This window comes from Saccharomonospora saliphila YIM 90502, assembly GCF_000383795.1.
GTDB classification, from domain to species: Bacteria; Actinomycetota; Actinomycetes; order Mycobacteriales; family Pseudonocardiaceae; genus Saccharomonospora; species Saccharomonospora saliphila.
The window spans coordinates 156,103-167,147 of sequence record NZ_KB912656.1; the positions used below are offsets into that span (position 1 = coordinate 156,103).

The 11,045-nt window shown below is 72.1% G+C and carries 11 protein-coding genes; 8 read left to right on the forward strand and 3 right to left on the reverse strand.

The window, feature by feature from the left end:
- Window positions 1–1,588 (forward strand): DNA translocase FtsK (locus SACSA_RS22285; RefSeq protein ID WP_048876595.1); only part of this gene is annotated, 1,588 nt, incomplete at its 5' end.
- Between the two features lie 350 nt (window positions 1,589–1,938).
- On the opposite strand, the gene SACSA_RS0109730 is transcribed toward SACSA_RS22285, so the two are convergent.
- Window positions 1,939–2,460: an amino-acid N-acetyltransferase gene (locus SACSA_RS0109730; protein ID WP_019815443.1), complete on the reverse strand. Its 522-nt coding sequence runs from the start codon at window positions 2,458–2,460 to the stop codon at window positions 1,939–1,941.
- 83 nt (window positions 2,461–2,543) lie between these two features.
- Here SACSA_RS0109730 and rimO point away from each other — a divergent pair, with 83 nt between their 5' ends.
- The 7 genes from rimO (at window position 2,544) to SACSA_RS22295 (ending at window position 9,445) form a co-directional block, all read left to right on the forward strand.
- Window positions 2,544–4,010: a 30S ribosomal protein S12 methylthiotransferase RimO gene (gene rimO / locus SACSA_RS0109735; protein WP_048876596.1), complete on the forward strand. Its 1,467-nt coding sequence runs from the start codon at window positions 2,544–2,546 to the stop codon at window positions 4,008–4,010.
- On the forward strand, window positions 4,007–4,642 hold the full coding sequence (gene pgsA, locus SACSA_RS0109740; RefSeq protein WP_019815445.1) for a CDP-diacylglycerol--glycerol-3-phosphate 3-phosphatidyltransferase: 636 nt from the start codon (window positions 4,007–4,009) through the stop codon (window positions 4,640–4,642). The genes rimO and pgsA overlap by 4 nt, the downstream gene beginning before the upstream one ends.
- Before the next feature lie 4 nt (window positions 4,643–4,646).
- Window positions 4,647–5,141 (forward strand): CinA family protein, encoded by a 495-nt coding sequence (locus tag SACSA_RS22290; protein WP_019815447.1) that lies wholly within the window; start codon window positions 4,647–4,649, stop codon window positions 5,139–5,141.
- A 96-nt stretch (window positions 5,142–5,237) separates the two neighbouring features.
- Window positions 5,238–5,678 carry a helix-turn-helix domain-containing protein gene (locus SACSA_RS0109750; protein ID WP_019815450.1) on the forward strand — a complete coding sequence of 147 codons (441 nt, stop codon included), beginning with the start codon at window positions 5,238–5,240 and terminating at the stop codon, window positions 5,676–5,678.
- A gap of 216 nt (window positions 5,679–5,894) precedes the next feature.
- Window positions 5,895–6,770 (forward strand): PspA/IM30 family protein, encoded by an 876-nt coding sequence (locus SACSA_RS0109755; protein WP_019815452.1) that lies wholly within the window; start codon window positions 5,895–5,897, stop codon window positions 6,768–6,770.
- Window positions 6,771–6,796: 26 nt separating this feature from the next.
- Window positions 6,797–7,714 (forward strand): phage shock envelope stress response protein PspM, encoded by a 918-nt coding sequence (pspM, locus tag SACSA_RS0109760; RefSeq protein ID WP_019815455.1) that lies wholly within the window; start codon window positions 6,797–6,799, stop codon window positions 7,712–7,714.
- 297 nt (window positions 7,715–8,011) lie between these two features.
- A complete protein-coding gene (locus SACSA_RS22295; protein ID WP_019815457.1) occupies window positions 8,012–9,445 on the forward strand; it encodes an allophanate hydrolase-related protein in 1,434 nt (477 codons plus the stop codon).
- On the opposite strand, the gene SACSA_RS0109770 is transcribed toward SACSA_RS22295, so the two are convergent.
- Both SACSA_RS0109770 and SACSA_RS26730 read right to left on the reverse strand, forming a co-directional pair.
- On the reverse strand, window positions 9,427–10,500 hold the full coding sequence (locus tag SACSA_RS0109770) for a quinone-dependent dihydroorotate dehydrogenase (protein WP_019815459.1): 1,074 nt from the start codon (window positions 10,498–10,500) through the stop codon (window positions 9,427–9,429). The genes SACSA_RS22295 and SACSA_RS0109770 overlap by 19 nt on opposite strands.
- A 365-nt stretch (window positions 10,501–10,865) precedes the next feature.
- The coding region (locus SACSA_RS26730) for a zinc finger domain-containing protein (RefSeq protein ID WP_332253375.1) at window positions 10,866–11,045 on the reverse strand (180 nt) is incomplete at its 5' end.

Below are 11,045 nucleotides of genomic sequence, written 5' to 3' on the forward strand. Positions count from 1 at the left end.
CGCCGAGGTCCCGTCCGGGAAGGGCCGCACGGCCGGGCCCGCCGCGGTGCCCGAGAACCCGCGGCCGGAGCAGGAGCCGCCGCTGTCGGTCACCCGCACCGTGGAGGGGGACTACACCCTGCCCTCCGCCGACCTGCTCGTGCTCGGCGACGCTCCGCTGGCCCGCAGCAAGGCCAACGACGCCATGATCGCGGCGATCACCCGGGTGCTGGAGCAGTTCAAGATCGACGCGCAGGTCACCGGTTTCACCCGCGGGCCGACGGTGACCCGCTACGAGGTCGAGCTGGGGCCGGGGGTGAAGGTCGAGAAGATCACCGCGCTCACCAAGAACATCGCCTACGCGGCGGCCACCGAGAACGTCCGCCTGCTCGCGCCGATCCCGGGCAAGTCGGCCGTGGGAATCGAGGTGCCCAACACCGACCGCGAAATGGTCCGGCTCGGCGACGTGCTGCGCTCCCCATTGGCGGCCACCGACGACCACCCGATGGTGATCGGTCTCGGTAAGGACATCGAGGGCAGTTTCGTCACCGCGAATTTGACCAAGATGCCGCACCTGCTGGTCGCGGGCTCCACCGGCTCGGGCAAGTCCAGCTTCGTCAACTCGATGCTGGTGTCGCTGCTGGCCCGCGCCACGCCCGACGAGTGCCGCATGATCCTCATCGATCCGAAGATGGTCGAGCTGACCCCGTACGAGGGCATCCCGCACCTGATCACGCCCATCATCACCCAGCCGAAGAAGGCCGCCGCCGCGCTGGCGTGGCTGGTGGAGGAGATGGAACAGCGCTATCAGGACATGCAGGCCAACCGGGTGCGCCACATCGACGATTTCAACGCCCGGGTGCGCTCCGGCGAGATCGTCGCGCCACCGGGCAGCGAGCGGGAGTACCGGCCGTACCCGTACATCATGGCCATCGTCGACGAGCTCGCCGACCTGATGATGACCGCGCCGAGGGATGTCGAGGACGCCGTCGTGCGCATCACCCAGAAGGCCCGCGCCGCGGGCATTCACCTCGTGCTGGCCACCCAGCGTCCGTCGGTGGACGTGGTCACCGGCCTGATCAAGACGAACGTGCCGTCCCGGCTGGCGTTCGCCACCTCGTCGCTGACCGATTCGAGGGTCATCCTCGACCAGCAGGGCGCCGAGAAGCTGATCGGAATGGGTGACGCGCTGTACCTGCCGATGGGCGCGGGCAAACCCAGCCGCGTCCAGGGCGCGTTCGTCAGTGACGAGGAAATCGCGGCCGTGGTCCGCGCGACGAAGGAGCAGGCCGAGCCCGACTACGCCGAGGGTGTCACCGCGGGAAAGGCGAGCGAGCAGAAGGAGATCGATCCGGACATCGGCGACGACCTCGACGTGCTGTTGCAGGCCGCCGAGCTGGTGGTGACCTCGCAGTTCGGCTCGACCTCGATGCTCCAGCGCAAGCTGCGGGTCGGTTTCGCCAAGGCGGGCAGGCTCATGGACCTGCTCGAAACCCGGGGCGTGGTCGGCCCCTCGGAGGGCTCCAAGGCCCGCGACGTGCTCGCCAAACCGGACGACCTCCCCACCGTCCTCGCCACCATCCGAGGCGACACCCCACCCGACCAGTAACCCCCGCGAGTTGCCCTTGTGGGCCCGCGAGTTGCCTTTGTGTGTTCGCGAGTTGCCCTTTTCGGCCCGCGGTGAGTCCTCGCGGTCCCGCGAGTTGCTCCTCGGTCCCGCCGAGTGGGTCGCACTACCTCCGGGGCGCCCGTCATTTGGGCGCGCCTGTTCGTGTGAGCGCACGTCGGCAACGCCGTCGGCAGGCCGGCACGGACGTACGGAGGGCCGGCTTCGCGGCACCCCGGACGGGGGTGGAGAGGGCAACTCGCGCACCTGGAAGGGGCAACTCACGCACCTGGAAGGGGCAACTCGCGCACCCCGAAGGGGCAACTCGCGCGCCTGGAAGGGGCAACTCGGAGCTAGGGCGTGGTGTCGTGCAGGTGGAGCAGCATTCGGGTGTTGCCCAGCGTGTTCGGTTTCACGAACGGCAGGTCGAGGAACTCCGCGACGCCGGTGTCGGCGGAGCGCCGCATCTGCTCGTACACCTCGCGCGGCACGGGTGTTCCGTCGATCTCGGCGAACCCGTGGCGGGCGAAGAACGCGGTCTCGAAGGTCAGCACGAACAGGCGCGTCAGGCCCAGCTCGCGGGCGTGGTCGATCAGTCGTCGTACGAGGGCGTGCCCGATGCCGTGCCCGCGTGCCGCCCGGTCGACCGCGACCGTGCGGATCTCGGCGAGGTCCTCCCACAGCACGTGCAGCGCGCCGCAGCCCACGAGCTCGCCACCCAGCTCGGCCACCCAGAATTCCTGCACGTCCTCGTAGAGGGTGATGAGCTCCTTCTCGAGGAGCACCTCACCCGCGTCCGCGTCGACCAGCGCCTTGATTCCGCGGACGTCGGCGATGCGCGCGCGACGGATGAGCGGTGCCTGCGGTGAGTCCACGATCTGTAGACGCTAGCGGCCGCCCCGCACCGCCGCGTCCAGGGTGTGCTCGGCGACGGCGTGGCGCCGGTTACCCTGAACAGGTGTCTGCCGCAGAGCCCGTCGAGAGCGCCGAGTTGTCACAGCAGCGCCGCGTCGCGTTGCTCACGCTCGGGTGCGCCCGCAACGAGGTCGACTCCGAGGAGCTCGCAGGCCGGCTGACCACGGGTGGGTGGGAGCTGAGCGACGACCCGGAGGACAGCGACGTCGTGGTGGTCAACACCTGCGGTTTCGTGGCGTCGGCCAAGAAGGATTCCGTGGACACGTTGCTCGCCGCCTCCGACACGGGTGCCAAGGTCGTGGCCGTGGGGTGCCTCGCCGAGCGGTACGGCCGGGAGCTGGCCGACAGCCTGCCCGAGGCGGACGCCGTTCTCGGTTTCGACCACTACCCGCATCTGGCCGAACGGCTCGCCGACGTCGCCGAGGGCCGGACGGTGTCGTCCCACACCCCGGCCGACCGGCGCACCCTGCTGCCTCTCTCGCCGGTGGAGCGCCCCTCCGCCGCCGAGGACCTCGCGGTGCCAGGGCACGGCGAATGGGGCCCGCGCGTGCTGCGGTCGCGGCTCGACGATTCCCCGGTCGCCGCGCTGAAGATCGCCTCCGGATGCGATCGCCGCTGTTCCTTCTGCGCGATCCCGTCGTACCGGGGCTCGTTCGTCTCGCGACACCCCGACGACCTGCTCGCCGAGGCCGCGTGGCTGGCCGAGCGGGGCGCCCGCGAGCTGTATCTGGTCAGCGAGAACTCCACCTCCTACGGCAAGGACCTGGGGCGGGATCTCGGCGGGACGCGCGCGCTGGAGGCCCTGCTGCCCCGGCTGGCCGCCGTCGAGGGGATCGCCCGGGTGCGCGTGTCCTATCTGCAACCCGCCGAGACCCGGCCCGATCTGGTTCGCACCATCGCCACCACACCCGGGGTGGCGACCTACTTCGACCTGTCGTTCCAGCATTCGAGCGAGTCGGTCCTGCGCCGGATGCGCCGGTTCGGCTCGACCGAGTCGTTCCTCGCGCTGATCGAGCAGATCCGCGAGTACGCCCCTGAGGCGGGCATCCGGACCAACGTGATCGTCGGCTTCCCCGGCGAGACCGAGGACGACGTCGCCGAGCTGGAGCGGTTCCTGACCGCGGCGCGGCTCGACGCCGTCGGGGTGTTCGGTTACTCGGACGAGGACGGCACCGAGGCCGAGGGTTTCGAGAACAAGGTGGACACCGACACCATCGCCGAACGGGTCGGCCGCGTGTCGGCGCTGGTGGAGCAGCTCACGACCCAGCGTGCCGAGGAACGCGTCGGTACCGTGGTCGACGTGCTCGTCGAGACGGTCGGCGAGGAGGTCACCGGCCGGGCCGGGCACCAGGCACCGGAGGTCGACGGGGAGTGCGTCGTGCTGGACGCGGGCGAACGCGTGGTCGGCGAGCTGCTCCGGTGTGAGGTCGTCGACAGCGCGGGCGTGGACCTGCTCGTGCGCCCGGTCGGCGGTGCCGTGGCCGACGTCGGCACGGGTTCCGCGCCGTGAGTACCGGGCGCGCCGAGGACCGAGGGGCGGCCGGTGACGACTCCGCCGGCGCGTCGGCCCCGCGCACGTTGAACCTGGCGAACGTGCTCACGATCGTGCGGCTGTTGCTGGTGCCGCTGTTCGTCGTCGTGCTGCTCCTCGAAGGCGGGCAGGACACCGTGTGGCGCTACCTCGCCGCGGGTGTGTTCGTCGCGGCGGCGCTGACCGACCGGATCGACGGCTGGGTGGCCCGCCGGTACGGACTGGTCACCGATTTCGGCAAGATGGCCGACCCGATCGCGGACAAGGCGCTCATCGGCGCGGCGCTGCTTGGCCTGTCCGTGCTCGCCGAGCTGCCCTGGTGGGTGACCGGATTGATCATCGGCCGGGAGCTGGGGGTGACCGGACTGCGGTTCTGGGTGATCCGGCACGGCGTGATCGCCGCCAGCCGGGGTGGCAAGGCCAAGACGGCGGCGCAGGTCGTCGCGATCACGGGCTTCCTGCTGCCGCTGCCCGCCGGGCTGGACCCGGTGCGCTGGGTCCTGATGGGGTTGGCGCTGGTGCTGACCGTGGCGACCGGGCTCGACTACCTCGTTCGCGCCCTGCGGCTGCGCGCGGGCGGCCGGGCCGCCCACGCCGGGTCGGCGGAGTGACGACGTGACGGCCGCCGCCCCGGTACGCGCGGAGGACGTGATCGCCGTCCTGGCCCGCCGACGGCAGACGGTGGCCACGGCGGAATCACTCACCGCCGGACTGGTGTGCGCCGCGCTGACCGGGGTACCCGGAGCGAGCGCGGTCGTGCGCGGCGGGCTGGTCGTCTACGCCACGGATCTCAAGCACAGTCTGGCCGGAGTCGACGCGGAACTGCTCGACCGATGCGGGGCGGTGCACCCGGAGGTCGCCGTGCGGTTGGCCGAGGGAGCGCGCCACCGCTGCGCCGCGGACTGGGGTGTCGGGCTGACCGGCGTCGCCGGCCCGGACCCGGCCGACGGCGTGGAGCCCGGTGTCGTGCACCTGGCTGTCGCCGGACCGCGCGGGCACACGTCCCGGACACTGCACCGTCCGGGTGATCGTGAGGAGGTGCGGGCCGCGGCGGTGGCCGGGGCACTCGAGGAGCTGGACCGGTGCTTGCGCCGGGAACACGCGGAGTGACTCGCGCGTTCGCTCAGGGCGGACGGTCGTGTCAACACCTGCGTTCTGTCCCCCGGCGTCGGTACCGTGGACTGAAGATGGGAAGGGAGGCGCGTGATGACCGTGCTGTTGCGTGAGGCGATCGGTGATCGGCTCCGTCATGCCCGCACCACCAAGCGCCGGACGCTGCGCGACATCTCCCGCGCCGCCAGGGTGAGTCTGGGGTACCTCTCGGAGGTCGAGCGGGGGCAGAAGGAGGCGTCCAGTGAACTGCTCGCCTCGATCTGCGAGGCACTGGACCTGCCGCTGAGCGAGCTGCTGCACAACGTCGCCTCCGACGTTTCCGCGCTCGGCACCGTCGAGACGGCCGACGTCGGCCACGGCGTGCCCGCCGAGGAGATGGCGGGCCAGGCTTCTGCCGACGACGCGACGAGCGGCTTCGAAGGCGGCCAGCTCGTGTCCGGCCAGGCCGGGACCGACCTCACCGAACTGCGGCTGTCCCCGGCGCTGCGCACCACCATCCGGGCGCCGGAGTCGAAGGCGGTGCTCGCCGCCTGAGCCGGTCATGGCCCGGTGCGCCCTGTCGTCGCCGACCGGGGCCGGGGCACCGGCGCCGGGCTCGGGGAGAACCCGGGAATCCTTCGGGGTCGCCTGGAGCGGCGGCGGCCGACCTGACACGATGGAACCCGACAGACGGGGGTCACGTGTTCGACGACACGGGCAGGTGCGCACCCACTCAGGAACCCGTGGGACGTGAGAAGGCAGGCGGAGGAGATGGCCAACCCTTTCGTGAAGTTCTGGAAGTACCTCATGGCGGCGTTCTCGTCCAAGGTCGACGAGCACGCCGACCCGAAGGTGCAGATCCAGCAGGCCATCGAGGAGGCGCAGCGTAACCATCAGGCGCTCTCCCAGCAGGCGGCGTCGGTGATCGGTAACCAGCGCCAGCTGGAGATGAAGCTCAACCGCCAGTTGGGCGAGGTCGAGAAGCTTCAGTCCTCGACCCGCCAGGCGCTGACGCTGGCCGAGGAGGCGCGGGCGAAGGGCGACGAGCAGAAGGCACAGGAGTACGAGACCGCGGCCGAGGGCTTCGCCGCGCAGCTCGTCACGGCCGAGCAGAGCATCGAGGATCTCAAGACGCTGCACGACCAGGCGCTGCAGGCCGCCGAGCAGGCCAAGCAGGCCGTGGAGCGCAACGCGGGCATGTTGCAGCAGAAGCTGGCCGAGCGCACCAAGCTGCTCTCGCAGCTGGAGCAGGCGAAGATGCAGGAGAAGGTCTCCGACTCGCTCACCCAGATGACGGAGCTGTCCTCCTCCGGGAACACTCCCTCGCTGGAAGAGGTCCGGGACAAGATCGAGCAGCGGTACACCACCGCGCTCGGCTCCGCGGAACTGGCCCAGAACTCGGTGCAGGGTCGCATGATGGAGGTTCAGCAGTCCACGACCCAGCTCGCTGGGCACAGCAGGCTCGAACAGATCCGTGCCTCCATGCACGGCGACTCGGTGGCGCAGGTGACCAGTGGCGAGTCCCAGGGCACCGGCGCTGCGTCCTCGGCGTCCTCGGACTCCTCTTCGTCCTCGTCCGCGACCTCGGACGTGCAGCGTGAGATCCAGGCTCGGGTGGAAGCCGAGCGCCAGAAGAACGAGGCCTGACCACAGGCGGGACGGCGGGAGTCACGGTGTCGGGCGGACGAGACTTCAACGAGCTGGGTGCCAAGCTCGAGAAGACGGTACGGCGGCTGCCCGACTACGCCCAGCGAGCACAGCAGCAGCTCCAGAAGTACACCGGGGACGGACAGGCGGACGACCGGCGCCGATCCGGTGACACGCGGCCGTCGTCCCCGCCGGAGCCCGCCGTGGTCGCCGAGATCCGGGACAAGTGGGCACGCTGGAACGACCCCGCCGCCAAGCTCGAACGGCGGCGGCGCCGCACCTCGCGCGCGCTGACGCTGTGGACCGTTGCGACACTGCTCAGCGTGCTCTGGGCGGTGGTCGGCTACTTGGGCGTCACGGGTATCTCGGACGGCATCGAGGGCGCGTTCACCGGGATCGCGGCGACCCTGGTGTTCGGCACGCTGGGCGTGCGGACCGGTCTGCGTCTCCGCAGGCTCAACCGGACACCACTGCCCGAGCGGCCCTCCACTCCGCCCGCGCTGCCCGCGCCGGGCTCGGCGGCACGGGAACCGATGGAGCTCCTCCAGCGCAGCGAGGAGTCGCTCGCCGACCTGCTCACGCAGCTGGAGACGCCGCACGGCGGGTCCACGTCGGTGCCCGAGTTCTCGGTCGCCGACGCACGGGCGACCGCCACGGAGGCCGCCGCCGCGCTCCGGGCCCTGGCGGTGCGGATCGAGTCGATCGAACGCGCCCGTGAGTCCGCACCCGACGACGAGCGCCGGACGCTGGACGCGGCCGTCGAGAAGCTGAGGGGACAGCTCGACGACGGCATGGACGAGTACGGAACCCTGGTCGCCGCCGCGGGCAGGGCGGTCGCGGCGAGCAGCTCCGGCATCCAGCCCGCCCGGCAGGCGCTGACCGACGCGACCGACCGGCTCGCCGGGCTGGCCTCGGCGTTGCGCGAGCTGTCCGGCGAACGCTAGTCCGTTCGTCGGCGCGGTGCCCGCGCCGGTCCGCGCGGGCCCTCTCTGTCACGGCCAGCTCTGTCACGGCCCTCTCTGTCACGGCCAGCTCCGTCACGACCACATCCGTTGGGCCGTCTCCGTCGCGCAGCTTCCGTGGGGCCGCCTGCCTCCGGTCCACCCTGCCGCGCACCCGCTCCGCGGACGTGGTGTGCGTGCTCGCTTCCCGCACCCGGCGCCACTCATCCGGTTGACCGGCCACGCGGATGGGTAGCTCTTCAGCCGAGGAACTTTCGCGGAGCCGAAAGGACGCCCGGCGTGAACCTGTTCCTGTTCGACGACGACACGGTCCCGCTCCCCCCGGTTATCACGAACCAGTCCTTCCAGCGCGTCACGGCGGTGTTCGACACCTTGTCCCGGTCGGGCGGCGGTTCCGCGCCGGGGATCACCGTCCGGGCGCGGGAGGACGTACTCGTGGACGCCAAGGCGGTGGACGAGCGGGTCCGGGCGGGGCAGAACCCGCCACTGGCGGGCACACTCGTCGTCGCACCGCCCAGTGCACCGTTGTGCCGCAGACTCGCCCGTGCCGGTGCGGTCGTGCTCGGTACGACCGAGCCCGGCCGGGAACCCGAGGTGCCGCCGGGGGACGCCGACCGTCCCGGCGACGGCGGTTACGGACGGCGGCTCACCCGTATGGACCCGTGGAACGGAGCCGACGCGGTGATCGTGTCCGGCACACCCGGCGTGCGAGGACCGGACGCGGTGGTGTTCGTGCCCACCCGCGGGCTGGTGCCGCACGCGGGCACCGTCTCCGTGCTGGCGGGTGACGTCGCCGTCGGCCAGCGCATCGCCTCCGCGCTCACCGGTCCGGACGCCGACGCCCCGGGATGCCGGGACTGGCCCGACTGGGCGCCGCTCAGCGCGGGTGAGCATCCCCGCGTCGCCGCGCTGGAGGGAGATCCGCCCGAGCCCGAGACCCGCAGGCATTTCGGCGACACCATCGCCTCGCTGCGGGCGGCGGGCGCCCTGGTGGAGCCGATCGACACGGCGCCAGGCACACGGCACGGTGGTGGCCACCCGGCTGCGGTCGCGTTGCGTGACCACGATGCCCTGCTGGTGCCGTGGACGACGCGGGCGACGGGGCTGCCGCCGCTGGTCGGTGAGCTGGACGCGACCGCGGTCGCCCTGCCGGACGCAGGGGGACGCGGCATCGCTCTGGTGGCCCAGGCGTTCGACGACCAGGTCGTGCTCGATCTCGCGGGCCTGCTGACCGGGGCGCAGGCGAGTCAGCCCTACCCGACGGTGGGGGTGGGGCTGATCGCCTTCGGCGCGTTCCTCCGAGGACAACCGCGGCAGGCGGAGCTGGACCGGGTGCGGGCCCGGTTCGCTGGACAGGTGACCACCGCCGCCCGCTACCGCATGCTCGCGCTCGGCGGCGATCCGCCGGAGGCCGGTGTCGTGACCGAGGCCGCCCCGGACGGCACCGGCGTGGGGCTGGTCGCCGAACGGTGGCTTCTCTCCCCGGCGGGCCTGGCCGAGTTCGCCACCCACCTCCGGCCGCCGATGCGACTCGGTGGGGTGGAACTCGCCGACGGCAGCCGCGACCTCGGCGTGCTGTGCGAGCCCGACGTCGCCGCCCGGGGTACCGACGTCACCGCGTGGGGCTGCTGGCGTGCCTACCTGCGCCACCTCAGCACGCAACGGCCCAGCGTGCGCTACCCGGACGCGTGCGTTCAGGGCAGCGCGCGCTGACGAGCCTGTCGTTCCGCGATCGCGCGGTGCACGCCTCGCACCAGCCCGGGGCCGTGCAGGGCGAAGCCGGTGTAGAGCTGGACCAGGCAGGCACCCGCGTCGAGCATGCGCACGGCGTCGTCCGGAGTGCCGAGGCCGCCGACTCCGATCACCGGTAGCCGGTCCCCGGTCTCCCGGTGCACGAACCGGACCACCTCGCGCGCCCGCTCGGTGAGCGGGCGCCCGGACAGCCCGCCTGCCTCGGCGGCCAGAGCGGCATCCGTGGGCGCCAGTCCGTCCCGCGCCAGCGTGGTATTGGTCGCGATGATCCCGGCGACGCCGTGGTCCAGGCAGACCTGAAGCAGTTCCGCGATGGCTTCCGTGGTCAGATCCGGCGCCAGTTTCACCAGCACCGGCACCGGTGAGCCGCCCGTCTCGGCGGCCCGCGTCTCGGCCGTGCGCGCGAGCTCGGCGAGCAGTTCGGTCAGCGCACCCCGGTCTTGAAGTGTCCGCAGCCCCGGGGTGTTCGGCGAGCTGACGTTGACCGCGACGTAATCGGCGTAGGGCGCCACCGTGCGCAGGCACGCGCGGTAGTCGGCGATGGCGTCGGCGACCGGCGTGACCTTCGACTTGCCGATGCTGACCCCGACCGGCACCTCGCGACTCCCGTGGGCGGCGAGACGTGCGGCCAGCGCCTCGGCGCCCGCGTTGTTGAACCCCATCCGGTTGAGCACGGCGTCACTGTCGGGCAGCGCGAACAACCGGGGCCGCGGATTGCCGGGCTGGGGCCGGTGCGTCACCGTGCCGAGCTCGACGAACCCGAAGCCGAGCGCGGGCCAGGCCGCCAGTGCCCGGCCGTCCTTGTCCATGCCCGCGGCGAGTCCCACGCGGTTGGGGAAGCGGATGCCGAACACGGTGACGGGCGCGTCGGCGCCGTAGTGGCGGCGCGCGGCGCGGCGCGCCGGGCCGAGACGGGAGAGCCCGGCCAGCGCGCGGAGGGTGCGCTCGTGCACGACCTCCGCGTCGTTCCCGCCGAGCCGGTACAGGCCCGGCCGGACGATCCTGTCGTAGAACACGGCCCGAGTATCCCGCAACCGTCCGCCGCGAACCGGGGCGGGGAGAGGCTGGGCGGGGAAGAGGCCTGGGCGGGGGGCAGCGGCGTCGCAGAACGGAGAAGACCCCCGGCGCGACTCCCGAACGTCGTCAGCCGTTCGGGCCCGAGGCGGACCGGTTCTCGGGAGCGCCGGAGGCCGGTGACTGCCTGGTATTCGCCGGCAGGCACACGTCGCACAGGGTGGTCCGTGCGCGCTGTCCTAGCGGACAGCCACCTCACGAGTCCTGTAGCTATGCACTGTCGGACCACCTCCTTTCTCGTGTACTGCCACGGTAGGTGGCTCCGGAGTGCGGCGGCAACGGATTTTCCGTGCGGCGAACACGCCTCTCACTCGCCGGGCCCGGGCCCCGGCTGACACCGGGGGCAGAACCAGGTCGTGCGGGCGTGCGTTCCCTCGCCCTGCGCTGCGGTGCGCACGCGGCCGCCGCACCGCAGGCAACCGGAGCGGGTGCGTTCGTGCACCCATGTGCGCCTGCCGGGGGTGTGCGCGCCGGTGGTGCTGCGCCG

Bases quoted from the DNA above. Each gene is read 5' to 3' on its own strand.
- SACSA_RS0109755 (WP_019815452.1), top strand. From the start codon at position 5,895: ATGGCCAACCCTTTCGTGAAGTTCTGGAAGTACCTCATGGCGGCGTTC.
- SACSA_RS0109750 (WP_019815450.1), top strand. From the start codon at position 5,238: ATGACCGTGCTGTTGCGTGAGGCGATCGGTGATCGGCTCCGTCATGCC.